Annotated in this window: 20 protein-coding genes; 8 read left to right on the top strand and 12 right to left on the bottom strand. The window is 72.8% G+C overall.

What is annotated here, in order from left to right:
- The coding region (locus ACFWBF_RS24245; protein ID WP_385605535.1) for a transposase at window positions 1–500 on the top strand (500 nt) is incomplete at its 5' end.
- Window positions 501–746: 246 nt separating this feature from the next.
- Here ACFWBF_RS24245 and ACFWBF_RS24240 read toward each other — a convergent pair.
- The 4 genes from ACFWBF_RS24240 to ACFWBF_RS24225 form a co-directional block, all read right to left on the bottom strand.
- Window positions 747–1,700, bottom strand: a complete 954-nt coding sequence (locus ACFWBF_RS24240; RefSeq protein WP_385605533.1) for an SCO0930 family lipoprotein — start codon at window positions 1,698–1,700, stop codon at window positions 747–749.
- 125 nt (window positions 1,701–1,825) lie between these two features.
- Window positions 1,826–2,878, bottom strand: coding sequence for a GDSL-type esterase/lipase family protein (locus ACFWBF_RS24235; protein ID WP_385605531.1), 1,053 nt, complete (start codon window positions 2,876–2,878; stop codon window positions 1,826–1,828).
- A complete protein-coding gene (locus ACFWBF_RS24230; protein ID WP_385605529.1) occupies window positions 2,875–3,717 on the bottom strand; it encodes an SDR family NAD(P)-dependent oxidoreductase in 843 nt (280 codons plus the stop codon). Before ACFWBF_RS24230 ends, ACFWBF_RS24235 begins: the two co-directional genes overlap by 4 nt.
- Window positions 3,714–4,838 (bottom strand): LLM class flavin-dependent oxidoreductase, encoded by a 1,125-nt coding sequence (locus ACFWBF_RS24225; RefSeq protein WP_385605527.1) that lies wholly within the window; start codon window positions 4,836–4,838, stop codon window positions 3,714–3,716. The genes ACFWBF_RS24230 and ACFWBF_RS24225 overlap by 4 nt, the downstream gene beginning before the upstream one ends.
- A 317-nt stretch (window positions 4,839–5,155) precedes the next feature.
- Between ACFWBF_RS24225 and ACFWBF_RS24220 the strand changes: the two genes are divergently transcribed.
- Together ACFWBF_RS24220 and ACFWBF_RS24215 are read left to right on the top strand one after the other, a co-directional pair.
- Window positions 5,156–6,613: an amino acid permease gene (locus ACFWBF_RS24220; protein ID WP_385605525.1), complete on the top strand. Its 1,458-nt coding sequence runs from the start codon at window positions 5,156–5,158 to the stop codon at window positions 6,611–6,613.
- A gap of 10 nt (window positions 6,614–6,623) precedes the next feature.
- The gene (locus ACFWBF_RS24215) at window positions 6,624–7,079 is read left to right on the top strand and encodes an Lrp/AsnC family transcriptional regulator (RefSeq protein WP_007262967.1); all 456 of its coding nucleotides are present in this window, start codon (window positions 6,624–6,626) and stop codon (window positions 7,077–7,079) included.
- Here ACFWBF_RS24215 and ACFWBF_RS24210 read toward each other — a convergent pair.
- Both ACFWBF_RS24210 and ACFWBF_RS24205 read right to left on the bottom strand, forming a co-directional pair.
- On the bottom strand, window positions 7,057–7,383 hold the full coding sequence (locus ACFWBF_RS24210; protein WP_385605523.1) for a WhiB family transcriptional regulator: 327 nt from the start codon (window positions 7,381–7,383) through the stop codon (window positions 7,057–7,059). The two genes, ACFWBF_RS24215 and ACFWBF_RS24210, sit on opposite strands and share 23 nt — an antisense overlap.
- A 938-nt stretch (window positions 7,384–8,321) precedes the next feature.
- Window positions 8,322–9,065 carry a GNAT family N-acetyltransferase gene (locus tag ACFWBF_RS24205; RefSeq protein WP_385605521.1) on the bottom strand — a complete coding sequence of 248 codons (744 nt, stop codon included), beginning with the start codon at window positions 9,063–9,065 and terminating at the stop codon, window positions 8,322–8,324.
- 1,034 nt (window positions 9,066–10,099) lie between these two features.
- Here ACFWBF_RS24205 and ACFWBF_RS24200 point away from each other — a divergent pair.
- From ACFWBF_RS24200 to ACFWBF_RS24190, 3 genes are all read left to right on the top strand, one after another.
- Entirely contained in the window at window positions 10,100–10,783 is a 684-nt protein-coding gene (locus tag ACFWBF_RS24200; protein WP_385605519.1) for a hypothetical protein, read from the top strand.
- 186 nt (window positions 10,784–10,969) lie between these two features.
- Window positions 10,970–11,770 (top strand): carbon-nitrogen hydrolase family protein, encoded by an 801-nt coding sequence (locus tag ACFWBF_RS24195; RefSeq protein WP_385605518.1) that lies wholly within the window; start codon window positions 10,970–10,972, stop codon window positions 11,768–11,770.
- Between the two features lie 39 nt (window positions 11,771–11,809).
- Entirely contained in the window at window positions 11,810–13,507 is a 1,698-nt protein-coding gene (locus ACFWBF_RS24190; RefSeq protein ID WP_385605517.1) for a flavin monoamine oxidase family protein, read from the top strand.
- Between the two features lie 181 nt (window positions 13,508–13,688).
- Here ACFWBF_RS24190 and ACFWBF_RS24185 read toward each other — a convergent pair whose 3' ends face one another.
- The 3 genes from ACFWBF_RS24185 to ACFWBF_RS24175 all read right to left on the bottom strand — a co-directional run bounded on the left by ACFWBF_RS24185 (window position 13,689) and on the right by ACFWBF_RS24175 (window position 17,148).
- A complete protein-coding gene (locus ACFWBF_RS24185) occupies window positions 13,689–14,363 on the bottom strand; it encodes a DUF5995 family protein (protein WP_385605515.1) in 675 nt (224 codons plus the stop codon).
- A gap of 76 nt (window positions 14,364–14,439) precedes the next feature.
- Window positions 14,440–15,843 carry a uracil-xanthine permease family protein gene (locus ACFWBF_RS24180; protein ID WP_385605513.1) on the bottom strand — a complete coding sequence of 468 codons (1,404 nt, stop codon included), beginning with the start codon at window positions 15,841–15,843 and terminating at the stop codon, window positions 14,440–14,442.
- 87 nt (window positions 15,844–15,930) lie between these two features.
- On the bottom strand, window positions 15,931–17,148 hold the full coding sequence (locus ACFWBF_RS24175) for an MFS transporter (RefSeq protein WP_385605511.1): 1,218 nt from the start codon (window positions 17,146–17,148) through the stop codon (window positions 15,931–15,933).
- A gap of 56 nt (window positions 17,149–17,204) precedes the next feature.
- Between ACFWBF_RS24175 and ACFWBF_RS24170 the strand changes: the two genes are divergently transcribed.
- Both ACFWBF_RS24170 and ACFWBF_RS24165 read left to right on the top strand, forming a co-directional pair.
- On the top strand, window positions 17,205–18,341 hold the full coding sequence (locus tag ACFWBF_RS24170; RefSeq protein ID WP_385605510.1) for an ROK family transcriptional regulator: 1,137 nt from the start codon (window positions 17,205–17,207) through the stop codon (window positions 18,339–18,341).
- A 123-nt stretch (window positions 18,342–18,464) separates the two neighbouring features.
- The gene (locus tag ACFWBF_RS24165; RefSeq protein ID WP_385605508.1) at window positions 18,465–19,928 is read left to right on the top strand and encodes a S41 family peptidase; all 1,464 of its coding nucleotides are present in this window, start codon (window positions 18,465–18,467) and stop codon (window positions 19,926–19,928) included.
- On the opposite strand, the gene ACFWBF_RS24160 is transcribed toward ACFWBF_RS24165, so the two are convergent.
- The 3 genes from ACFWBF_RS24160 to ACFWBF_RS24150 all read right to left on the bottom strand — a co-directional run bounded on the left by ACFWBF_RS24160 (window position 19,929) and on the right by ACFWBF_RS24150 (window position 24,101).
- Complete coding sequence (locus ACFWBF_RS24160; protein ID WP_385605506.1) at window positions 19,929–20,690, bottom strand: SDR family oxidoreductase; 762 nt, start codon at window positions 20,688–20,690, stop codon at window positions 19,929–19,931.
- Window positions 20,691–20,743: 53 nt separating this feature from the next.
- Window positions 20,744–21,643 (bottom strand): RNA polymerase sigma-70 factor, encoded by a 900-nt coding sequence (locus ACFWBF_RS24155; RefSeq protein WP_385605504.1) that lies wholly within the window; start codon window positions 21,641–21,643, stop codon window positions 20,744–20,746.
- Between the two features lie 85 nt (window positions 21,644–21,728).
- Window positions 21,729–24,101, bottom strand: coding sequence for a chitinase C-terminal domain-containing protein (locus ACFWBF_RS24150; protein WP_385605502.1), 2,373 nt, complete (start codon window positions 24,099–24,101; stop codon window positions 21,729–21,731).
- Window positions 24,102–24,309: the final 208 nt, after the last annotated feature.

Here is a 24,309-nt window from a genome sequence, read left to right as displayed (position 1 = left end):
CGGTGGCGAAGTACCCCGACAAGCCACAGTCGGTGAAACAACTGGTCATCGCGGCAGGCCGGAAGGCGGCCAAGCCGGTGCAATGGCGTGAGGGCTCCCGGCCCGGCACCGGCCGCAGCGGCTTCAAACGGATGTACTCGCGGTTCGTGGCCTTGCGGGTCCGACCTTCCGGACGCGAGGTCCGCCAAGCCGTCGACGGACCGGAACTGCCGCAGTGCTGGCTCCTGGCCGAGTGGCCGGCCACCGAACCGGAACCTGTTCAGTTCTGGCTCTCCGACCTGCCCGCCAACACCCCGCTGACCACCCTGGTCCGCCTGGCCAAGCTCCGCTGGCGCATCGAGCACGACTACCGGGAGATGAAACAGGCCCTGGGTCTGGCCCACTTCGAGGGCCGCACCTGGAACGGATGGCACCACCACGTCACCCTCGTCTCCGTCGCACACGCCTTCTGCACCCTGCAACGACTGGCCAGAGCCCCAAAAGACACGGCGCCGGCCTGAGCCTCTACCGCATCGTCCGCGAGCTACAGACCCTCCTCGCGACATGGACCGGCGTCTGCCCCACCTGCCACCACGGCATACCCACACCAGCCCCGACCTGACCAAGCACTACTAGGTTCCGCTCCGTCCGGGGGAAACGGTGCGCGGCCCCCGCCCCGGGGGAGGGAGGCGGGGCGGGGGCCGCGCGGTCAGGTGGCAAAGGGGCCGGGGGACCGTGTGGTCCGGTGGCCGAGTGTCCGGGCCGGACTAAGGGACGGTGATGAGCTTGCCGTCGGGGGCCACGGCGTACCACGTACCGCCGATGCCCTGCCCGTTGACGTCGCCCGCCTTCTTGTCACCGGTGAAGGTGTAGACCGGCCAGCAGTTCACGGTCTGCTGCTTCTTGCCGTCGGGGCGGTCCAGGACCAGGTAGTTCTTCTCGATGATGCCCTTGGCGTCGGCCTGGTCCACGGGCGGCACCACCGGCCACTTGGCCACGCAGTCGCCCTCGCACTTGGACACCATCGGCCAGGCGGTGTCCGGCTTGAAGCGGTAGACGGTCATGCCGCTGCCGTCCACGATGTGGTCGCCGAGCTTGGGGTCCTTGGCCACGGCGAGGGCGCTCGCGCCCTGGCCGGCGGCCGCCGGGGCGGGGGCCGCCTTCGCGGCCTTCTTGCCGTCGGGCGCGGCCGCGAACCACGTGCCGCCGACGCCCTGGCCGTTGGTGTCGCCGGCCTTGGTGTCCTTGCCGAACCGGTACATCGGCCAGCCCGCCACCGTCAGCTGCTTGGTGCCGTCGGTGCGGACCACCTCGCCCAGCAGGCTCGGGTCCATGCCGGCGGCGGCGGTCACGTCGCCCGCCGCGACCACCGGCCAGGTCTTCGCGCAGTCCCCGTCGCAGTTCGACTTCGGGGGCTTGGCGGTGTCCTTGTCGAAGCGGTAGAGCGTGCGGCCGGCGCTGTCGGTGAGGAGGGAGCCGATCTGGTCGTTCGGGGTGATGGCCAACTGTCCGGCGGGCTTCGCCTCCGAGGCGGAGTCCCCCGCGTCGCCGTAACCGCTCGAACCGTACCCGTCGTCCGCGGCGGGGTCCTGGGCGGCGGCGGCGGCCCCGGCCGGCTTGAGCGAGTCGGCCGACTTCGCGTCGTCCCCGCCGCATGCCGTCGACGTGAGGGCGACGACAACTGCCACGGCGGCGAGGGTGGTTCCGCGCTTCATGCCCATCTTGATCTCTCCCACGTGTGTGTCTGCGGTGCCCGCCGCTCCGACTGCGGAGCGGCGGCAACTGTGTGCAGGACACGCCGCGTGGGGTCCGGTCTGTTCAAGCCGGGCGCTGTGGGGTGTTTCACTCAGTCCGCGGTGAACCCGGCCCGCCGCAGGGCCGTGGCCACAGCGAGGCCGAGCGTCAGGTGTCCCGAGTCGTTCGGGTGCAGCCCGTCCGCGAGGTGCTCGGGCCCCAGCACGTCCCGCCCGGGCAGCAGCGAGAGCCGGTCGTCCCCGGCGGCGATCCGGTCCCTGGCGGCCCGCTCCATCGCATCGCGCAACGCCCCCAGGGTGGCGCCCAGCTTGTTCGGGGTGCGCTCCGCGTCGGGCCGAAGCACGGGGGAGACCAGCAGCAGCGGAGTCCGGGGGTGGCCCTGGCGGACCAGTTCGAGGAACACGCGCGTGGTCTCGTACAGGAGGGGGGCCGAGAACGGCACCCGGGACCAGCAGTTGGTGCCGAAGGCGAGCGTCAGGACGTCGGCGGGAAGTTCCGCGAGCTGCTCGGCGGTGGCGAGCTCGCCCCGCGCGGCGCCCGCGTACCCGAGGTTGACGCTGTCCCAGCCGAGCGCACGGCCGGTGACCGCGGGCCAGCCGTGCGCGGGGCGGGTGGACCACCAGCCCTCGGTGATGGAGTCGCCGTGCACCACCCAGCGCCGGGCGGGCGGCGCGGGGGTGACGGCGCCGCCGATCCCGCGCAGGCCGAGGATCAGCGGGGACTGCGTCTCGGGAGGGTGCACGGTGAACGGCCCGTGCGACCGGGGCAGTTCGATGCGTACGACGGCCTCCGCGGCCGGCTCGGTGAACACCTCGCGGACCACCCCGTGCCGGTCCCAGAGCGCGAACCCGTGGGCCACGTCGCGCAGCGCGTCGGTGGGGCCGGGCACGGTGGCCCGGTAGCGGATCTCCACGGCCCGCGCGCCCTGCGCGGTGAACTCCAGCCGCACCCCAATCGGCAGGGTGGCCCGCTCGCCCGTGTCCCAGGGCAGCCGCATGGTGTCCGCCGGGTCGGCGCGCACCGGGCGGCCCTTGTCCAGCCAGGCCACGCCGCGCAGGAAGGGGACCGGGTCGAGCCAGTGGCCGGGGGAGGCTCCGGAGCCGTCGTGGGCCGGTTCGGTCCGCCCGGGGGGCTGCGCGCTCATTGTTCGCCTCCGATCGTCGGGTACGGGAACTTCACGCCGACCCCGCCGTCCACCACCAGCGTCTGCCCCGTCACGTACGAAGCTTGCGGCGAGGCGAGGAAGTACAGGGCGGCCGCGATGTCCGAGGTCTCGGCGACGCGGCCCAGCGGGGCGTTTTGCGCATTGCGCCGCCGGCCCTCGCCGCCCAGCAGGGCGGCGACCCTCGGGGTCCAGACGACCCCCGGGGCCACCGCGTTGACCCGTACCCCGCGCGGGCCCAGTTCGACCGCCGCGGAGCGCACCAAAGACATCAGCCCGGCCTTGGCGGCCCCGTACGCGCCGTGCAGCGGGGCGGCCGTGAGCCCCGACACGGAGGCGACGAAGACCAGCGGGCCGCCCCCGGCCGCCGCGACGGCCTCGCCGCCGTACTGGACGGCGAGCCAGGCGTGCCGCAGCACCAGGTCGAAGTGCCAGTCCCAGCCGGCGTCGTCGATCTCGGGCAGCGCGGCGTACCGGGCCATGCCGATGACGTCCACCACTCCGCCGACCGGGCGGCCGCCGAGCAGCCGCGGGGCCTGGTCGAAAAGGTCCCGTACGGCCTCGCGCCGGGTGGCGTCGACGGCGTACGGGACGCCGTCGACCTCGGCGGCGACGGCCCGGGCGCGCCCGGCGTCCACGTCCGCGCACAGCACGCGGGCGCCCCCGGCGGCCAGGGCGTGGGCACTCTGGCGGCCGATGCCGTTGCCGGCGCCGAGGAGGACGAAGCCGCGGCCGTCCAGGCGGTGCAGGGCCGGGTAGTCGGGGACGGGGGAGGTGTCGAAGGAGGCGTCGAAGGAGGTGTCGAGGGGCTCGGTGCTCACGGGGCAGCCGTCCGGGGCCGGTAGCGGGCCAGCTCCGGGATGACTTCCTTGCCCAGGATCTCCAGGGTCCGCAGGATCTCCCGGTGCTCCAGGTACCCCCACTGGACGTAGCAGATGAGCTGGTCCACGCCGAGGTCCGCGTACCGCTTGGCCTTGGCGACGATCGCCTCCGCGTCCCCGATCAAAATCATGTCCCCGTCGCTGAACTCCCGTACGGGCACGTTCCCTTCGAGGATCGGGGTGAGCAGCGGGAAGGTCCGCTCGCGCTCTTCGGGGGTCAGGTGGGGCAGCTCCCAGTCGAGGGTGAAGCGCGCCAGGTTGGAGTACCACCAGGCCACGGAGTCCCAGACGCGGGCGCCCGGCTCGGTGCGCGGCGCCGTCGCGTGGACCAGGGTGTAGGCGCTGACCCGGTTCGTCGTGACGTCCGTGAGCGGCCGCGGGGCGCGGGCGGCGGCCCGGTACGCGGCCACCTGCCGGGCCATCGCCTCCAGCGGCTGCATGATCGAGAAGGAGAGCAGCCCGAGGCCGTTCTCCCCGGCGACCTCGGCCGAGCCGGCGGAGGTCGCGGCCATCCAGGCCGGCGGGTGCGGGTCCTGCACCGGCTTGGGGGTGACCATGCGGCGCGGGAAGCGGAAGCGCTCGGAGGCGTACTCGAAGTACTCCTCGCGCCACATCCCGGTCACGATCCCGATGGCCTCGCGCCAGTCGTCCCGGGACTTCTCCCGGTCCACGCCGAAGGCGGCCTGCTCCATGGGCGTGGAGCGCCCGGTGCCCCACTCCACCCGGCCCCCGGAGAGCACGTCCACGGTGGCCACCTTCTCGGCGATCCGCTGGGGCGGGGTGAAGCCGAAGGGGGTCAGGGTCACCCCGAAGCCGAGCCGGATGCGCTCGGTGAGCCCGGCGAGGTGCCCGAGGAGCACCTCGGGGGCCGGGCAGTGGGAGCGCCCCTCGCGGAAGTGGTGCTCCACCGCCCAGACCGTGCGGAAGCCCATCCGGTCGGCGAGCCGGATCTGCTCGACCGCTTCGCGGTAGGCGCGCTGCTCGGCGGTCCGCTGTCCGTGCGGATGGGGTTCGTGCCAGGGCCGCGGCACGTCGATCTCATAGAGCACGTCCAGATCCATGACGGCACGCTGCGGCAGATCTGACGAAGTGTCAAGAACGACGAAATGGAGCCCCCGCGCACTGATCGATCATCCGCACGCAACAAAGGACCATCCGGGACAGATCCGCGCAACGATCGTGCGCCAATGTGCAAGGATGGTGCATTACGGGCGGTATCCCTCAGCTCGTAGGCTCACTCGCTGTACGTGGAGTGGCGCGGACCGCCTGCTCGGCGGTCCCCCCATGCCCAGACAGGCCCTGCCCTGCCCTGGAACTGCTCCGGACCGCTGCGGTCGACGCCGACCATCCCCACCCGCAGCGAACAAGGAGTCCCCTCGTGCTCGACCACGGCCAGGCGCCACCGCTCACGTCCGAGCCCCGCAAGCCCGCGCACCCGCTGCTGCGCCGCAAGCCCGTCGAGCAGCTCGTCGCCGAGGGCGGCCAGGGTGAGGGCGGGTCCCTGCGCCGCTCGCTCACCATGTGGCAGCTGACGATGATCAGCATCGGCGCCACGCTCGGCACCGGCATCTTCGTGGTCCTCGGCGAGGCGGCCCCCAAGGCCGGCCCGGCCGTCACGATCTCCTTCATCATCGCGGGCCTGACCGCCCTGTTCTCGGCCCTGTCCTACGCCGAGCTGGCCGGTTCCGTACCGGTCTCCGGCTCCTCGTACTCGTACTCCTACGCGACCATGGGCGAGCTCGTCGCCTGGGTCTGCGGCTGGTGCCTGGTCCTGGAGTACGCCGTGTCGGTCGCGGCCGTCGCCGTCGGCTGGGGCCAATACCTCAACGAGCTGCTCGACGGGACCATAGGCATCACCATCCCCGAGAAGCTCTCCGCCGCCCCGCTGGGCGACGGCGGCTGGATCAACCTGCCCTCACTGGTCGTGGTCCTGCTCTCCATGGTCTTCCTGATGCGCGGCGCCAAGGAGAGCGCCCGGGTCAACTCGATCATGGTCGGCGTGAAGATCGTCACCCTGCTGCTCTTCATCGGCATCGGCGTCATGGGCATCAAGTCCGGCAACTACGCCCCGCTCGCCCCGCTCGGCGTCACCGGCATCAGCGCCGCCGCCTCCACGCTCTTCTTCTCGTACATCGGCTTCGACGCCGCCTCCACCGCAGGTGAGGAAGCCAAGAACCCGAAGAAGGACCTGCCCCGAGCGATCATGCTCTCGCTGGGCATCGTCACCGTCCTGTACGTCCTCGTCGCCTTCGTCGCCGTCGGCGCCATGCCGTGGCAGGACTTCGAGGGCACCGAGGCCGCGCTCGCGCAGATCATGACCAACGTCACCGGCGACAGCTTCTGGGGCGTCGTCCTCGCGGCCGGCGCGGTCATCGCCATCTTCTCCGTCGTCTTCGCCGTCCTCTACGGCCAGACCCGCATCCTCTTCGCGATGTCCCGCGACGGCCTCGTCCCCAAGGTGTTCGCCAAGGTCGACGCGAAGACCGGCGTCCCGCGCGCCAACGTGGTGATCGTCTCCCTGTTCTGCGGCGCGCTGGCGGCCTTCATCCCCCTGGGTGAGCTCGCGAACGCGACCAGCATCGGCACACTCTTCGCCTTCGCCCTCGTCAACATCGCCGTCGTGATCCTGCGCCGCACCAAGCCCGACATGCCGCGCACCTTCAAGGTGGCGCTCTTCCCGGTCACGCCGATCCTCGGCTTCCTCGCCTGCGCCTACATGATGTACAGCCTGCCGGTCGCCACGTGGGTCGCTTTCGGTGGCTGGATGGCCGTCGGCCTCGTGGTCTACTTCCTGTACGGCATCCGCCGCTCCCGTCTGGCCACAGCAGAGAAGTGATCCACCCGCAGTGCGACTGAACGATCTCGACGAACGCATCGTGCACGCCCTCGCCGAGGACGCCCGCCGCTCCTACGCGGACATCGGCTCCGAGGTCGGGCTCTCTGCCCCCGCCGTGAAGCGCCGCGTGGACCGGCTGCGCGCCGAGGGCGCCATCACCGGCTTCACGGTCCGCGTGGACCCCGCCGCGATGGGCTGGGAGACCGAGGGCTTCATCGAGATCTACTGTCGCCACAACACCTCGCCGGACGACATCCGGCGAGGTCTGGAGCGGTACCCCGAGGTGGTGTCCGCGTCGACCGTCACCGGTGACGCGGACGCCCTCGTCCAGGTCTTCGCCTCCGACATGCGCCACTTCGAGCGGGTCCTGGAGCGCATCGCGGGCGAGCCCTTCGTGGAGCGCACCAAGTCCGTCCTGGTCCTCTCCCCCCTCCTGCGCCGCTTCACCTCGGGCGCCCCTGCCTGACCGGCGCGTACGCGCTGCGGCGGGGCGAGCCCGGGGCGGTGAGGAGGGTGTGGCGTTCCTCCTCCGTCAGGCCGCCCCAGACGCCGAAGGCCTCCCGGGTGCGCAGGGCGTGGGCCAGGCAGGCCGTGCGGACCGGGCAGGCGGCGCACACCCGCTTCGCCGCCTCGTCGCGCTCCTCGCGGTCCTCGCCCCGCTCGCCCGCGGGGTGGAAGAAGCGGGCCGAGCCCAGGTCGCGGCAGGCCGCGTGGGACTGCCACTGCCAGTGGTGCAGCGCGGAGCCGGGCAGGAGGGTGACGTCGGTCATGGCAGTTCCTTTCCGTGGATTGTCCCGCGTCTGACCGCGCAGCGCGCCCCGAAACCTGCCGTGGGCAAAGTGGTCCGGTTACCGGCGCCGGTGCCACTCCTGCGCCAGGCATCCGGTACGAGCGGACCCGGTCCGCGTGCTCGTACGTGATCGTGGTGATGAGCAACTCGTCGCCGCCCGTGGCCTCTTGGAGGCACTCCAGGTGGTCGGCCACCGTCGCGGGGGCTTGGGCGAACCGGGTCTCCACCCGGTCGGCGACCAGCGCGTGGTCCGCCGCCCTCCAGCTCCCGGTCAGCGCACGGGCCTCGTCCGGCGCCGGGAAGGGCTCGCGGCCCTCAGCCGTACGGATGCTGCGTACCCAGGGCCCGTACCCAGGGCCCGTACCCGGGGCTCGTGCCCAGGGCTCGTACCCGGTGGCCGGCTCCCGCGCCGCCCTCGGCCGCCTCCAGTGCGCTCGCCGGGCTGACGTGGCGATTCGTCGCGAACCGCAGCCGGTCGGTACTCCCCGCGCAACAGGGCCAGTACGTCGCCCACTTGCCCGGCGTAGGCCTGCGGCTCGGCCCCCGGCAGTGCAGTTTCAGCAGCCGCGGATCGGGAGCGACAGAGTGCGGCGGCCACCCGCTGAAGGTCGATGTGGGTCCGGGAGCGAAGCCGCACCGGACGCCCCGGGCGCGGCGAGTGCGGGGCGGTGGGAGTGCGGGGCGGTGGGAGCGGGGGCCGGGCCGTGCGGGGGCAGGCCGCGCGGGGCCAGGCAGTTCTTGCAGAGGACTGCCTGGCCCGCGCCCGGCACCGGGGCGGTGGGGTGGTGGGCGCTTCTCGTCTGTGCGATCACGTCCGCCTCCTGCCCGTCCCCGGTGTTCATCGCCCGGCCCGTTCGGACGCTATGCGAGGTGCCTGCCGTATGCAACGGCCCTTGTGTTAAGTCGTGTTAACCAGTGTTAAGGCTTCTTTTCGGGGGTGCGAAGCCCGATGAACTGCGGCTCGCGGCGCACGGTGAAACCCATCGCCTCGTAGAGCCGTATCGCCGGGGCGTTCTCCGCGGCCGCATGCAGGAACGGGCTGTCCCCGCGCTCGCGGACGGCGGCGGCGACCGCGCGGACCAGCCGGCCGGCCAGCCCCTTGCCGCGGTGCGCGGGATGGGTGCACACCGCACTGATCTCCGACCAGCCGGCCGGGCGCATCCGCTCGCCGGCCATCGCGACGAGCCGGCCTTCGTGCCGGAGCCCGAGGTACGTGCCCAGCTCGACGGTGCGGTCGAAGAACGGTCCGGGTTTGGTCAGCGAGACCAGCTCCAGCATCTCCGGCACGTCGCCGGGGCCCAGCCGGACCGCTTCGGGGTCGGCCTCGGCCCGTACCGCCCGCCCGTCCATCTGTACGCCCGGCACCGACACGACCGTGACCCACCCGGCCGGCGGGGTCAGCAGCCCGGTGACCCAGACGCCCTCCCCGGGGCCGGTCAGCTCGGCCAGATCGGCCCAGGCCCGTGGGTCCGCGGGGTCGGCGAGCGCGGCGAACGGCGACGCGTCGGCGCTGTAGCGGGCGGCGAGACCCCGCGGCCCGGTCTCGGCGAAGCCGCGGTGCGGGCCGGTCAGCGCCGCCCAGACGGGGTTGTCGAGGGGTGCGTCGAGGGCCGTGTCGAGGGGCGCGCTGAGGGCCGTACCGGACGGGGTCTCAAGAGACATGGAGGGGAGTTTCCTTCCGTCGGCGCCGAGCGGGGCGCCGAAGTCGGCGGTGACCGCCTTCTTGACGGCCCCCGGCGCCACCACGAGACTGCGGGGAGACGGCCACGAAAGACATGTGCCCGCCCCGGAAAGCCTAACCATCCGGGGGCGGGGCACCGAGAGCGGGACGGGACGGCACCGGTGGAGCAGGCCTGGACGGCGAGCGCGGGGGCACGGACCCTCCGCCGCTGGTGGCTGACCCGGCGCCTGCACATTGACCTCCTGCGCGTGTGCAGCGCATTCGCCGCACGCGGCTGACCTCCCCACCCCCGCCGGCCTCCCCGGAGCGGTGCTCCGCGTCTGGAGCGGTGCTTCCCGTCTGGGGGGTGCTCCGCGCCCGGAGCGCTGCTCCCCGTCTGGAGCGCTGATCCCGGCCCGGAGCGGTGCTTCCGCCCCGGAGCGGTGCTTCCGCCCCGGAGCGGTGCCCTCGTCGGGAGCGGTGGTCCCGGCCCGGAGCGGTGCTCTCCGTCTGGGGCGGTGCTCCCAGCCCGAAGTGGTGCTCCTCGTCTGGATTGGCGCTCCCTGCTCAGAGCGGCGCTCTCTGTCTGGAGCGCTGCTCCGGGCTCGGAGCGGTGCTCCTCGTTTGGAGTGGCACTCCGCGCCTGGAGCGCTGCTCCCGGCCTGGAGCGGTGCTCCTCCTCTGGGGTACTCCCGGCCCGGAGCGGTGCTCTCGGCCTGGAGCGGTGCTCCTCGTCTGGGGCGGTGCTCCCGGCCCGGAGCGGTGCTCTCGGCCTGGAGCGGTGATCCCTGTCCGGAGCGCTGATCGCCCATATCCCGGCTCCCCGGACCCCCGGGTTAGCGGATCCCCCGCCCCGGATCCTCGAAGCTCCGGGTCCCCCGTCCTCCCCGTCCTCCCCGTCCCCCCCCCGTCCTCCCCGTCCTCCCCGTCCTCCCCGTCCTCCAGTTCCCCCGTCCTCCCCGTCCTCCGGATCTGCGCCGACCCGGGGCCTCCCCGTTCCGCCACTTCCGTCCGCGCCGCTGCCCGCAGGAGAGCCATGTCCCAGACCGCCGTGTCCCCGTCCGCTCTGCCCCAGCCCGAGTGCGCCGTGTCCCCGTCCGCTCTGCCCCGGCCCGCCCTGCCGCATGCGCCCGAGTCCGTCACCCCGCAGGCCGGGGCAGACGCCGCGTCCGCGGGCCCCGTCGCGGTCCCGGTCCCGCCGGCGCGTCTGCCCCGGCCCGCCCTGCCGCAGGCGCCCGAGTCCGTCACCCCGCAGGCCGGGGCCGGCGCCGCGTCCGCGGGCCCCGTCGCGGTCCCGGTCCCGCCGGCGCGTCTGTCCCGTACCGGACCGGCCCCGGTCCTACGCGGGCGGATCGGGGCCGGTTTCTCGCCGGTCCCGCACCGCTACCGCCTGTACCTCTCCGCCGGGTGTCCGCTGTCCCTGAGCGTGTCCCGCGCGCTGGTCCTCCTCGGCCTGGAGGGCTCCGTCGCCACCACCCTCCTCGCCGCGGACTCCGGCGCCTCCGCCGGCGCCTCCGCCGACCCCTCCGCCGACCCCTCCGACGGCCACGCCGCACTGCGCCGCGCCTACGAGGCCACCGGCCACCACCACGCCGGCCCGCTCGCCGTCCCCGCCCTGTGCGACACCTGGAGCGGCCGCGTCGTCTCCAACCACACCCCCGACATCCTCGACGACCTGTGCCGGCTGAGCGCGGACCCGGCCTTCCGCGAAGCCTCGTAGACTCCCCGCAGCGGGGGCGACGGGGGTCGCCACGGGGTCACCACGGGCCCCGCGCAACGAATCGCCGCACAGGCCCGGAAACACGCAACGATTCGATGCGCGGAGCAACGGTCGCGGCTTGTCGCGGTCGAACGCGCAAACGTACCGTTTGATGACCCCCACCCCTCCTGCCACAGAGGTACGCCCATGCCCCCGCTGCGCACCGCACTCCTCCAGAGCTCCGGACGGCTCGGCGACACCGCCGAGAACCTCAAGGCGCTCGACGAGGCCGCGGCGCGCGCCGCACAGGGCGGGGCCGGGCTCCTCGTGACCTCGGAGATGTTCCTGACCGGCTACGCGCTGGACGTGCAGGACATCGCCTGTCTCTCCGAACCGGCCGACGGCATGTCCGCCCGCGCCATCGGCGAGATCGCCCGCCGCCACGGGCTGGCCGTCCTGTACGGCTACCCGGAGCGGGCGGGGGAGGCGGTCTACAACGCGGCCCAGCTCATCGGCCCCGACGGCACCGCGCTCGCGAACTACCGCAAGACCCACCTCTTCGGCTGCTTCGAGCAGGAGGCCTTCACCCCCGGCGACACCCCCGTCGTCCAGGCGGACCTCGCAGGCCTGCGCATCGGCCTCATGATCTGCTACGACGTGGAGTTCCCGGAGAACGTACGGGCGCACGCGCTCGCCGGCACCGACCTCCTCCTGGTGCCGACCGCGCAGATGCACCCGTTCCAGTTCGTCGCCGAACAGCTCGTCCCCGTACGGGCCTTCGAGAACCAGATGTACATCGCCTACGTCAACCGCACCGGCCCGGAAGGCGAGTTCGAGTTCGTCGGACTCAGCTGCCTGGCGAGCCCCGACGGGGTCACCCGGACCCGGGCCGGCCGCGGTGAGGAGCTGGTGTTCGGCGAGGCCGACCCCGAGCTGCTGCACGCCTCGCGCCAGACCAACCCATACCTGCGCGACCGGCGCCCGGGGCTGTACGCCTCCCTCGTCTGACCCCTCCCCCCTGCCCGACCCCGCAAGGAGCCGTACCCCATGACGTCCACGGTGCCCACCACCGCCGTCCCGCACAGCGACGGACAGCCGCCGATCACCATGTTCGGCCCGGACTTCCCCTACGCGTACGACGACTTCCTCGCCCACCCGGCCGGCCTCGGCCAGATACCGGCGACGGAGCACGGCACCGAGGTCGCCGTCATCGGCGGCGGGCTGTCGGGCATCATCTCGGCGTACGAGCTGATGAAGATGGGCCTCAAGCCCGTCGTCTACGAGGCCGATCAGATCGGCGGCCGGCTGCGCACCGTCGGCTTCGAGGGCGCCGGCACCGAGGAGCTGACGGCGGAGATGGGCGCCATGCGCTTCCCGCCGTCCTCCACCGCCCTCCAGCACTACATCGACCTCGTCGGCCTGGTCACGGAGCCCTTCCCGAACCCGCTCGCCGAGTCGACCCCCTCCACGGTCGTCGACCTCAAGGGCGAGACCCACTACGCCGAGACCATCGCCGACCTGCCGCAGGTCTACCGCGACGTGTCCGCCGCGTGGAACGCCTGCCTGGACGAGGGCGCCGACTTCTCCGACATGAACACCGCGATGCGCGAGCGGGACGTCCCGCGCATCCGCGAGATCTGGGCGAAGCTCGTCGAGAAGCTCGACGACGAGACCTTCTACGGCTTCCTCTGCAAGTCCGAGGCCTTCCAGTCCTTCCGCAAGCGCGAGATCTTCGGCCAGGTCGGCTTCGGCACGGGCGGCTGGGACACCGACTTCCCGAACTCCATCCTGGAGATCCTGCGCGTCGTCTACACCGAGGCCGACGACCACCACCGCGGCATCGTGGGCGGCTCGCAGCAGCTCCCGCTGCGCCTGTGGGAGCGCGAGCCCGAGAAGATCGTCCACTGGGCCCAGGGCACCTCGCTGTCCACCCTGCACGAGGGCGCCCCGCGCCCCGCGGTCACCCGCCTGCACCGCACGGCCGGCAACCGCATCACGGTGACGGACGCGTCCGGCGACATCCGCACGTACCGCGCCGCGATCTTCACGGCCCAGTCCTGGATGCTCCTGTCGAAGATCGCGTGCGACGACACGCTCTTCCCGATCGACCACTGGACGGCGATCGAGCGCACCCACTACATGGAGTCCAGCAAGCTCTTCATCCCGGTCGACCGCCCCTTCTGGCTCGACAAGGACGAGGAGACGGGCCGCGACGTCATGTCGATGACCCTCACGGACCGGATGACCCGCGGCACGTACCTCCTGGACAACGGCCCGGACAAGCCGGCCGTCATCTGCCTCTCGTACACGTGGTGCGACGACAGCCTGAAGTGGCTGCCGCTGTCCGCGAACGAGCGGATGGAGGTCATGCTGAAGTCCCTCGGCGAGATCTACCCGAAGGTCGACATCCGCCGCCACATCATCGGCAACCCGGTGACGGTGTCCTGGGAGAACGAGCCCTACTTCATGGGCGCGTTCAAGGCCAACCTCCCGGGCCACTACCGCTACCAGCGCCGCCTGTTCACCCACTTCATGCAGGACCGCCTCCCCGAGGACAAGCGCGGCATCTTCCTCGCGGGCGACGACATCTCCTGGACGGCGGGCTGGGCGGAGGGCGCGGTCCAGACGGCCCTCAACGCGGTCTGGGGCGTCATGCACCACCTCGGCGGCTCCACGGACGCCACCAACCCGGGCCCGGGCGACCTCTACGACGAGATCGCCCCGGTCGAACTCCCGGAGGACTGACCCCTCCAGGCCCCGTGACCACGGGCCGCCCCCGCGCAACGACGCGGCGGCGGCCCGTACTCATGCCCGCACCTCGGCGGCGCGGCGCGACTCCCGCCGGGGAGCGTCCCCGGCCACCCACGTCCGCCGCGCGGAGCCCGTACGTGGCGAACTCCGAGCCGGTGGTCGTACGGGACAGCCCTCAGGGGGCGTACGCGCAGGCCGCGCGGGGTTTCAAGGGGGTCGGAGTGAGCAGGCAGCGGCCCACCAGGCCGACGCCGGCGTCCAGCGACTGCGTGAACTCCTCCGCCAGGTCGGGGGAGCGGCGCAGGGTCCACAGCAGGCGGGCCGCCGCCCAGGCGCCGGAGCGGGCCCGCTCCAGGCTCCACGAGCCGAGCAGGTGGGTCAGCGGGTCGGCGATCTCCAGCAGGTCCGGGCCCGGCATCAGGTCCTCGCGGATGCGCTCCTCCAGCGAGACCAGGGTGTCCCCGACCCGGTCGAAGTCCGCTTCCAGGGCCCGGGGCTCGCAGTCCAGGGCCCGGCAGGTGGAGACCACCGCGAGCGCGAGGTCGTGCCCGATGTGGGCGTTGATCCCGGCCAGCGCGTACTGCAGCGGCCGGATGCCCGGGTGGCGGCGGTACTGGAGCAGCGGGCGCCAGCACGCCGGAGCCCGGTCCGCCTCCACCGCCGTCAGGTAGCGCTCGGCGAACCGCACGCTCAGCGTCCGCGCCGCCCGGGGCGCCGGGAACTCCCCGCGCTGCACTTGCCTGTGCAGGGTCTGCGTCACCGTCAGGTACACCCGGTTGAAGACGGCCACGCCGTCCTGCGCGGGGAGCCGCTCGTCCAGGGCGCGCATCCGCGCGAGTACCGCTTCCATGGGTGGCAGCGTCGCAGCCGCGGGGGCTCCTGCGGGGAACTTGGCCGTACGCTTCCCCGGTTCGGGCGAAGCTTCGTCAACCCCGCTTGTCCTGAGGGGCGTCGCCGTCGGGCTCGTCGTACCCGGAGGTGCCCGCGTCGAGCAGCGGCTCCTGCTGCTTCAGGTGCGCGGGGGCGAAGTACCGCAGCGTGTGGTAACCGGTGATCACCACGATCGTGCCGAGCGCGATGCCGCCCAGCTCGAAGCTGTCGGAGATGTGCAGCTTGACCCCGCCGATGCCGATGATGATGCCCGCCGCGGCCGGCACCAGGTTCAGCGGATTGCGCAGGTCCACCCGTCCGTTGATCCAGATCTGCGCGCCGAGCAGGCCGATCATGCCGTACAGGATGACGGTGATCCCGCCGAGCACCCCGCCCGGGATCGCGGCGACGACCGCGCCGAACTTGGGGCACAGCCCGAAGAGCAGGGCGAAGCCCGCCGCCGCCCAGTACGCGGCCGTCGAGTAGACCCGGGTGGCGGCCATGACGCCGATGTTCTCGGAGTACGTGGTGTTCGGCGGGCCGCCCACCGCCGTGGAGAGCATCGACGCGGCGCCGTCGGCCGCGATGGCCGTGCCGAGCTCGTCGTCGAGCGGATCGCCGGTCATCTCGCCGACCGCCTTGATGTGCCCGGCGTTCTCGGCGATCAGCGCGATCACCACGGGCAGCGCGATCAGGATCGCCGACCACTCGAAGGACGGCGCGTGGAAGCTCGGCAGACCGATCCAGTCGGCCTTGCCGACACCGGAGAGGTCGAGCCGCCAGTGATCCACGGCCTCCGGTCCGCCCGCCGTGGAGTGGATCTTTCCGAAGACCCGGTCGAAGACCCACGAGATGCCGTACCCGAAGAGCAGGCCGAGGAAGATCGCGATGCGCGACCAGAAGCCGCGCAGGCAGACCACGGCCAGCCCGGTGAACAGCATCGTCAGCAGCGCCGTCCACTGGTCCTGCGGCCAGTACGTCGAGGCCGTCACCGGCGCCAGGTTGAAGCCGATCAGCATCACGACCGCGCCGGTCACCACCGGCGGCATCGCCGCGTGGATGATCCGCGCGCCGAACCGCTGGACCGCGAGCCCTGCCAGGAACAGCGCCGCGCCGACGACGAACACCGCGCCGGTGACCACCGCGCTGTCCCCGCCGCCCGCCCGGATCGCCGCCGCGACACCCACGAAGGAGAGCGAGCAGCCCAGGTACGAGGGGACCCGGCCGCGCGTCGCGAGCAGGAAGATCACCGTGGCGACGCCGGACATCATGATGGCCAGGTTCGGGTCCAGGCCCATCAGCACCGGCGCGACGAAACTCGCCCCGAACATCGCCACGACGTGCTGGGCGCCCAGCCCGGCGGTACGCGGCCACGACAGCCGCTCGTCCGGCCGGACCACCGCGCCGGGGGCGGGGGTCCGCCCGTCTCCGTGCAGGGTCCAGCGCACGCCGAGGCCCATGTTCCACCACTTCCGTTGTCGTCCGGGTCGTCCGGGTCGTCCGGTGCCGGGTCAAGCTGCCGGGCCGCCGTGCGGCCAGCGGCCATATTACGGCTGGATACCGGCAGGTTCGTCCCGATTGGCGGCGAGGGACCCGCCGCCCGCCGCGGGCCGCCCGCGCAGTACGGCGGCCCCCGCTGTCAGCGCGAACGCCAACAGCGTGACCAGACCGAACGACGCCACCAGCGAGCTCGCGTCGGCCACCGCGCCGATCGCCGACGGGGCGATCAGCCCCGATGTGTACGTGATGGTCGCGACCCCGGCGATGGCCTGCGCCGGGGCCGGCCCGCTGCGCGCCGCGGCCGCGAAGGCCAGCGGGACCACCACCGCGATGCCGAGCCCGATCAGCCCGAAGCCGGCCATCGCCGCGGCCGGGTGCCGGACCCCGATCACCAGGAGCCCGCCCGCCGTGGCCAGTACGCCGCCCGCGCGGACCGTGCGTACCGCGCCGAACCGGTCCACCACCCGGTCCCCGGCGAGCCGCGCCACCGTCATGGTCAGCGCGAAGGCCGTGGTGGAGGCGGCCGCGAGTCCTGCCTCGGTGTGCAGCACGTCCCGCAGGTACACGGCGGACCAGTCCATGCTCGCGCCCTCCGCGAAGACCGCGCAGAAACCGATCGCCCCGATGTACAGCGCGGACTTGGGCGGCAGCGCGAAGTGCGGCGGCGCCTGCGCGTCCTGGCCGGGCCGCAGGTCCAGCACGCCCCGTACGGCGACCAGCCCGGCCACCGTCAACGCCAGGGCGGCGACCAGGTGGTGCAGCCGCGCGTCGGCGCCGGCGTGCGCGGCGACCGTACCGGCGGCCGAGCCGGCCAGCGCGCCCGCGCTCCACATGCCGTGCAGCGAGGACATGATCGAGCGGCCGAGCCGGTTCTCGGTCTCCACGCCGAGCGCGTTCATCGCCACGTCCGCCATCCCGGAGGTGGCCCCGTAGACGAAGAGGGCGAAGCACAGCGCCACCAGGTTCGGGGCGAGGCTCGGGAGGATCAGCGACAGGGTCCACATCGCCAGCAGGCCCCGCAGGGCGGTCCGGGCGCCGAAGCGGTGGGCCACCCGCCCGGCCAGCGGCATCGCGAGCGCCGCGCCGAGGGCGGGGAAGGCGAGGGCCAGGCCCAGGGTGCCCGAGCTGAGCTGGGAATGCTCCTGGATCCAGGGGATGCGGGTGGCGAAGGAGCCCGTCACCGCGCCGTGCGCGCAGAAGACGGCGGCGATGGCGAGGCGGGCATGGCGCAGGCGCGCCGGGCTGAGGTCGGTTTCCCCGGTCATGGGCCATAAACTATCAGGGACCCTTCCTGATGGTTAGGGCCCCGAAGCTCCCTAAGATGGGCGCCGTGACTTCCCCCGCTTCCCCGGCTTCGCCCAGTACGGCCCGGGCCATCAACGACCGTCTCGCGCTGGGACTCCTCCAGGACGAGGGCGCGCTGACGGCCACCCAGCTCAAGAAGCTGACCGGCCTCTCCCGCCCCTCCGTCGCCGACCTCGTGGAACGGCTCACCGACGCCGGGCTCATCGAGGTCGTGGGAGAGTCCGGTGAACAGCGGCGCGGCCCCAACGCCCGGCTGTACGGGATCGTCGCCCGACGGGCCTACCTGGCCGCACTGGACGTACGTACCGACAGCGCGACCGCGGTCGTCGCGGACCTGCTCGGCACCCCCCTGGCCCAGGCGCCGCTGCCGGTCGACGCGGTCGAGGAAGCCGTGGACCGGCTCGTCGACCTGGCCCGCACGGCCGGCGCGGACCTCCTGCACACCGTCGTCGTCGGCGCCCCCGGCCTGGTCGCCCCGGCCAGCGGCGAACTCGGCGACACCATCGGACTGCCGTCCTGGCACCGGGACCTGGTGGCGGCCCTGCAACGGCGGCTGCCGGCCAAGGTGGTGGTGGAGAACGAGACCAACCTGGCGGCCCTGGCCGAACAGCGCCTGGGCGCCGCCCGGGACATCGACTCCTTCGTCCTGCTGTGGCTCGGGGCGGGCGTCGGCGCGGCCGTGGTCCTGGACGGCCGGCTGCGCCGGGGCGCCTCCGGCGGGGCGGGCGAGATCGGCTTCCTCCCGGTGCCCGGCGCCGGCCAACTGCCCTCGGCCACCGACTGCGACGGCGGGTTCCACGCCCTCGCGAGCCGCGCCGCCGTGACCGCCCTGGCGGCGGAACACGGCTTCCACGGCCCGGCCGAGGAAGCCGTCGCGGGCGCCGCCGGGGAGGCCTTCCTCGACGCCCTCGCCGAGCGGCTCTCCCTCGGCGCGGCGGCCGTCACGGCCATCCTCGACCCCGGGTGCGTGGTCCTCGGCGGCGAACTCGGCCGCGCGGGCGGGCCCGACCTCGCCGCCCGCGTCGCCCGCCGGCTCGCCACCCTGACCCCCGTCACCACCGAGGTCCGCGCCACCGCCCTCGGCGACCCGGCGGTCCTGGCGGGCGCCCGCCTCGCCGCCCGCGAGGCGGCCCAGGCGGTCCTGTTCGGCTGAGTCCCGCCCGCCACCGTCGGGTTACCCCCACCCCGGGCCGGGTGGGCTGCCGGATGTCCCCGCCCCCTCGCCACCCCGGATCCTGGGCACCGGCAAGGGACTTCCGAGAACGGGGACAGCACGATGACCAGTACAACCAGTACGACCAGCACAGCCAGTACGACCAGCACAGCCGGCACAGCCGGCACACGCACACCCGGGCGCACGCTCCGCCGCACGGCCGCCACCGCCGTGCTCCTCGCCCTCGCGGCCACCCTCGCCGGCCCCGCCGCGGCCGCCACCGCGCACACGGGTGCCCCGGCCGCGAGCCCCGTCGGCGTATGGCAGCTCGACGGCTACGGCACCGTGCTGCGCGTGGAGTCCGGCCGCCTCCAGGAGTACCAGCTCACCGGCGTCAGCTGCCTGCCCGGCGACAGCGCCCGGCGCCTCCCGGGCGGCGGCCCCTTCCGCTACGCCACCAAGGACGGCGAGATCCTCACCGTGCGCCCCGGGTCTGTGCACATCGACGGCTCCGCCGGCGACCGGGCCGCCCGCCGCCTCGCCGCCCTGCCCGACCGGTGCCGCGATGCCCCGGCCCCCGGCCCCGCCGCGGACCCGGTCGCCACCTTCGACGTGTTCTGGCAGACCTTCGCGGAGAACTACCCCTTCTTCGCCGCCAAGGGCATCGACTGGAACGCGGTGCGCGACCGCCAGCGCCCGCGTGTGCACGCCGGCACCACCGACGCCGAACTCTTCGCCGTCTTCCAGGAGATGCTCGCCCCCCTCCACGACGCCCACGTCCACCTCCTCGCCGGCAACCGGTTCTTCGCCGAGGGCCGCCCGGGCACCGCCATCCCCAGCCGGGAACTCGACACGCGCGTCAAGGCGTACATCCAGGACGTGGACCTCGCCGGCCGCCCGCCCCAGGAGTTCGCCCAGGGCCGGATCTCCTACGCCGACCTCCCCGACGGCCGCGGCTACCTGCGGCTGTCCGGCTTCAGCGGCTACACCGAGAGCGGGGACTTCGCCGCCGAGAGCGCCGAGCTCGACCGCGCCCTGGACACCGTGTTCACCGCCGAGCGCACCGCCCGCCTGCGCGGCCTGGTCATCGACCTGCGGATCAACGGCGGCGGCCACGACGCACTCGGCCTCCAGCTGGCGGCCCGGCTCACGGACCGCCCGTACTTCGCCTACGCCAAGCGCGTGCGCAACGACCCCGCCGACGCCACCCGGTTCACCCGCCCCCAGCCCCTCCACGTCCAGCCGGCCCGGGGCCCCCGCTACACCGGCCCGATCGCCGTGCTGACCGGCGGATCCACCGTCAGCGCGGGCGAGACCTTCACCCAGGCCCTCCTCGACCGCCCCGGCCGGACGATCCGCATCGGGCAGCCGACCCAGGGGGTCTTCTCCGACGTCCTGGGCCGCACCCTCCCCAACGGCTGGAGCCTCGGCCTGCCCAACGAACAGTTCCTGACCGCCGCCGGGAAGACCTTCGACGGCCCGGGCATCCCGGTCGACCACACCACCCCGGTCTTCACCGAGGAGGAGTTCGACCGGCGCCGCGACTCCGCCCTGACCGCCGCCCTCGCGAGGCTGCCCCGGCGCTGATCAGCGGCCGTCCGCCGCCCGCCGCGCGAGGAACTCGGCGAAGGTCACCTTGCCCACCGCGTGCGCGGGCGTCAGGTTCCCGCCGCGCTTGAGGCCCGCGTACGCCTTCCCGGCCAGCGGCAGCGGCACCACCCGGCGCCGGCGGCCGATGGCCGTCAGGTACGCGCGGCCCAGTTCCGGCAGGGTGTGGATCTCCGGGCCGCCCATGTCCGCGACCCGCCCGGCCGGGACCGGGACCGCGAGCTCCGCCATCCGGTCCGCGACCTCCTCGACCGCGATCGGCTGCACCCGCACCCCGTTGGGCAGCGGCGCCACCGGAAGCTTCGAGACCGCACCCACCACCTGTGCCACCAGATCGTGGAACTGCGTCGTGCGCAGGATGGTCACACCCAGCCCCGACCGCTCCAGGATCCGCTCCACCTTCAGCTTCATCCTGTAGTAGCCGACGGGCACCACATCCACCCCGACGATCGAGATGTAGAGGATGTTCGTGACCGTCCCGGCCCGCCGGGCCGCCTCCACGAGGTGCCCGGCGGCCACGTCGTCACCACCGCGCGGGGTGGACGCGCAGTGCACGACCACCTGCGCGCCCGCCATCGCCGCGTCCAGCCCGCTGCCGTCCCGCAGGTCGACGGGGTAGTGCGGGGCGTGCCGGCTCAGAACGCGCACCTCGTGGCCCGCGTCCCGCAGCCGTGTCACGACCAACGCGCCCAGGTTCCCGGTGCCGCCGGTGACCAGGACGGTGTTCTCGCTGCTGCTCATGGTGTCCGTTCCTTCCCTCGTGGGTGGGTTCACCAGCTGGGACCGGACAGCCCTCAGGAATGTGACAACTGGCGCAGGAGAAATTCCAGCTTCTCCGGATTGAGCATCGTCCGCAGACCGCTGACCAGCCCATTCTCGAATTCCACGACCAAGACCGCCACCTCGCCGAAGACCAGCGCGGGCGCCCCGTTGACCTCGGTGGAGGAGACCGGCAGATCTGCCACGTACCTCTCCAGCGCGCCCAGCAGGAAGCGGGCCACGTTCTCCCGCCCCAGGACCGGCCGCCGTGCCGCGCTGACGATCCCGCCGCCGTCCGCCACGTACCGCGCGTCGGCCGCGAGCAGGCTCTCCAGCCGGGCCAGGTCCCCGCTGCGCGCGGCCGCCAGGAAGGTTTCCACCAGGCCCTGCCACTGCGCGGGATCCGGCGCGAAGCGCGGTTTCGGCCCGGCCTCCGGATCCGCGGTCACCCGGGCCGCCGCCCGCCGGTAGAGCTGGCGGCAGTTGGCCTCGGAGAGGTCCAGCAGGTCGGCGATCTCCCGGTGCCCGTACGCGAAGGCCTCGCGCAGCACGTACACCGCCCGCTCCACCGGCGTCAGCTGCTCCAGCACCACGAGCAGCGCCATCGACACACCGTCGCGCTGCTCCGCCGACTCCAGCGGGCCCAGCGCCCCGCCGCCGGTGAGGACCGGCTCCGGCAGCCAGGGGCCGACGTACGTCTCGCGCCGCGCCCGCGCCGAGTCGAGGCGGTTGAGGCACAGCCGGGTGACGGCCTTGGCGAGCCAGGCCCCGGGGCGCTCGATCCCGCCGCGATCGGCGGAGCTCCAGCGCAGCCAGGCGTCCTGGACGGTGTCCTCGGCCTCCGCGGCGGAGCCGAGCATGCGGTACGCGATGCCGAACATCCGGGGCCGGTGTTCCTCGAAGTCCGCGACGGTCGCGGCGACCTGTGTGTCCACGACGGAATCGTACGAGGAGCACGGACGAGGACCCGGTGGCCGCCGGGCCACCGGGTCCTCACACCTCACATGCCCGCTCCGGGTGTCAGCAGACGCCCTGGTCCTTCCAGACGCCCCACTCACCGGTGGTGCCGGGCTCCTCGTTCTGCGTCCACCACTGGGCCTTCCAGTTGTGGCCCTTGTGCGAGACGAGGCTGCCGCCGGTGTAGGTCTGGCCCGCGAGGTACGCCGGGTTCGTGCAGATCCCGCCCGGCGGCGTGGTCGGCGGCGTCGTGGGAGGCGTCGTCGGCGGGGTGGTGGGCGGCGTGGTCGGGGGAGTGGTCGGCGGCTGCGTCGCCCCGCCCGGCTCCACCACCGTCGCGCCGCGTGCCAGGTCGCCGGTGATGCCGTACGTCCTGCCGCCGAAGGTCACCGTCCAGTTGGACGGGGTCGAGGTCGGCAGGTAGTAGACGAAGTCCAGCTCCACCGAGGCGCCGGGGGCCAGCGACTGCCAGCTCGGCAGTTTGAGCGAGACCCGGTTGTAGTCGCCCTTCAGCCCGCCCACGTTGCTGCCCGTGTGGTCGCTGCGGATGACGCTCGTGCCCCAGCCGGACTGGTCCTTGGCATTGCCCGGAGCGGAGGAGGAGTAGTCGAACTGGAACTCCGTACCGCCCGGCAGGGTGGCCGTCGTGTTGTTGGTGATCTTCAGCTTCGGGCTGATGGGGTAGTTGGAGTCGCCGAGCGGGAACTGCCCGAGCTCCGTGTCCACCTTGATCGTTTCGGTCGGCATGGTGATCGTGGCGCGCTTGGCGCCGTAGGGGGAGGCCGACTTGAACTTGTCGTACATCGTCGTGGTGAGCGTGTCGCCCGTCTCGTACTGGCCCTTGGCCGCGTTGTACGCGTAGTCGCCCGCCAGCTCCCAGACCATGGTGCCGCCGATGCCCTTGTCGACCACGTAGTCGGCCTTGGCGGCCACCGACTGCTCGTCCTCCGTGGAGAGGAAGACCTTCTTCTGGGCGTTCCACAGCCACGGCGCCACCAGGGTGGAGTCGTACTTGCGGACGTAGGTGCCGGTCAGGGTGGTGTTCGCGGGGAAGCCGTACTTGGTGACGTAGTCGCCGACGACGCCCTTCTCCAGGTTCTTCGCGTGCCACATCGGGTTGGACCCGGCGGGGGACTCGGCCCCGTTCGTGTCCAGGTCGTGCCACAGGTTGTCGATGCCGACGGCGCCGTCGCCGCACTTGGTCAGACCCGCGCCGGCCGGGCAGGTGGTGGCGGGGGCCTTGCCCCACAGGCCGTCGGTGCCGCCCTGCACGTTCTTGAAGCCGCGGGTGTAGTACGGCAGGCCCATGTTGATGCGGCCGGCCGGCATGGAGCCGCGGAAGTAGTGGTAGGCCCAGTCGGAGTTGAGGTAGCCGATGCCGCCGTACTGGGAGGTGGAGTAGACGCCGGCGGCGGCGAGTTCGCCGTCCTTGCCGTCGTCGAAGAGCTGGGCGTTCGGTCCGACGAACTCGTTCCAGGCGCCGTGCAGGTCGTAGGACATGACGTTGACGTAGTCCAGGTACTTCTGCATCTGGAACGTCTCCATGCCCCGCAGCAGGTAGCCGGAGGAGGGGGCGGCGACGGAGAGCAGGTAGTGCCTGCCGTCGGCGGCGCCCGCGCGGTCGAGCTTCTCGCGCAGGGACTTCATCAACGCCGCGTAGCCCTTGACGAGGCCGGCGCGGCGGGCGTTGGACAGCTGCCAGTCCAGCGGGTTGCCCGCGTCCTTCATGGTGGTCGGGTACTCGTAGTCGATGTCGACGCCGTTGAACCCGTACGTGCGGACGAACTCGACCGAGGAGTCCGCGAAGGTGTCGATGCCGGCCTGGTTGACCGAGCCGTCGGCGTTGGTGGCCATCGAGTAGAAGCCGCCGGAGGCGACGCGGTTGCCGTCGTCGCCGAAGTAGCCGCCGGTCTCGGCCCAGCCGCCGACGGAGATCAGCGTCTTGACGTTCGGGTGCTGCTTCTTGAATTTGTTCAGCAGGTTGAAGTTGCCCTTGTAGGGGAGGGCGGGGTCCATCTCGGCGCCCGCGACGCCGGGCCAGGTCATCCCGGTGGCGGAGTTGTTCGCGTTGTCCGCGCCGACCGAGATCTTGTTGTCGCCGCCCACGTGGGCGAAGGCGTAGTTCAGGTGGGTGACCTTGGACCACGGGATGCTGCCGGGCAGGTAGGCGGGGATGCCGTCCTTGCCGGTGCGCCAGCCGGTGAAGTAGCCGATGACGCGCCGCTGGTGGTCGGCGCCCATCTTCTCGCGGCCTTCGGTGTCGTAGACCGAGCAGTACGGGACGTCGACTCCGGCCGTCTTGTACAGCCCGTCGGGGCGACAGGATTCATTGTCGGCGGCGTGCGAGACGCCCGCGGAGAGGCCCGCGACCAGCATTCCGGCGATTGCGGCGCCGGATGCCAGGAGCATCGCTCTCGTGCGTGTGGGAGACGGCATTGTGCCTCCTGGGGAGGGGAGGTGGCAGGACACAACATGCGGAAATGTGGTGCGTGTCGGCCCGTGACGTGCGCACATCTGACGGGCCGTCTCCCGGGGAAGATGAAGGGAACGTTAAGAGGACTAGACCAACCCGTCAATAGGTCTGGACCAAAGCGGGGTCCCGTCCGAGGTCGCTCGAGTGGCGCGATGAAGCCGCTCAAGAGTG

This window comes from Streptomyces sp. NPDC060028, assembly GCF_042736725.1.
GTDB lineage: Bacteria > Actinomycetota > Actinomycetes > Streptomycetales > Streptomycetaceae > Streptomyces.
Note: the sequence above shows the minus strand (reverse complement) of the source record. Positions and strands in the feature narration are given on the sequence as shown.

What these genes read in the sequence shown, in the direction of transcription:
- ACFWBF_RS24180 (WP_385605513.1), bottom strand. Translation starts at nt 15,843, where the DNA reads ATGGGCCTCGGCGTGCGCTGGACCCTGCACGGAGACGGGCGGACCCCC.
- ACFWBF_RS24175 (WP_385605511.1), bottom strand. Translation starts at nt 17,148, where the DNA reads ATGACCGGGGAAACCGACCTCAGCCCGGCGCGCCTGCGCCATGCCCGC.
- ACFWBF_RS24205 (WP_385605521.1), bottom strand. Translation starts at nt 9,065, where the DNA reads ATGTCTCTTGAGACCCCGTCCGGTACGGCCCTCAGCGCGCCCCTCGAC.
- ACFWBF_RS24210 (WP_385605523.1), bottom strand. Translation starts at nt 7,383, where the DNA reads ATGACCGACGTCACCCTCCTGCCCGGCTCCGCGCTGCACCACTGGCAG.
- ACFWBF_RS24235 (WP_385605531.1), bottom strand. Translation starts at nt 2,878, where the DNA reads ATGAGCGCGCAGCCCCCCGGGCGGACCGAACCGGCCCACGACGGCTCC.
- ACFWBF_RS24225 (WP_385605527.1), bottom strand. Translation starts at nt 4,838, where the DNA reads ATGGATCTGGACGTGCTCTATGAGATCGACGTGCCGCGGCCCTGGCAC.
- ACFWBF_RS24185 (WP_385605515.1), bottom strand. Translation starts at nt 14,363, where the DNA reads ATGGAAGCGGTACTCGCGCGGATGCGCGCCCTGGACGAGCGGCTCCCC.
- ACFWBF_RS24190 (WP_385605517.1), top strand. Translation starts at nt 11,810, where the DNA reads ATGACGTCCACGGTGCCCACCACCGCCGTCCCGCACAGCGACGGACAG.
- ACFWBF_RS24170 (WP_385605510.1), top strand. Translation starts at nt 17,205, where the DNA reads ATGGGCGCCGTGACTTCCCCCGCTTCCCCGGCTTCGCCCAGTACGGCC.
- ACFWBF_RS24150 (WP_385605502.1), bottom strand. Translation starts at nt 24,101, where the DNA reads ATGCCGTCTCCCACACGCACGAGAGCGATGCTCCTGGCATCCGGCGCC.
- ACFWBF_RS24240 (WP_385605533.1), bottom strand. Translation starts at nt 1,700, where the DNA reads ATGGGCATGAAGCGCGGAACCACCCTCGCCGCCGTGGCAGTTGTCGTC.
- ACFWBF_RS24165 (WP_385605508.1), top strand. Translation starts at nt 18,465, where the DNA reads ATGACCAGTACAACCAGTACGACCAGCACAGCCAGTACGACCAGCACA.
- ACFWBF_RS24195 (WP_385605518.1), top strand. Translation starts at nt 10,970, where the DNA reads ATGCCCCCGCTGCGCACCGCACTCCTCCAGAGCTCCGGACGGCTCGGC.
- ACFWBF_RS24160 (WP_385605506.1), bottom strand. Translation starts at nt 20,690, where the DNA reads ATGAGCAGCAGCGAGAACACCGTCCTGGTCACCGGCGGCACCGGGAAC.
- ACFWBF_RS24200 (WP_385605519.1), top strand. Translation starts at nt 10,100, where the DNA reads ATGTCCCAGACCGCCGTGTCCCCGTCCGCTCTGCCCCAGCCCGAGTGC.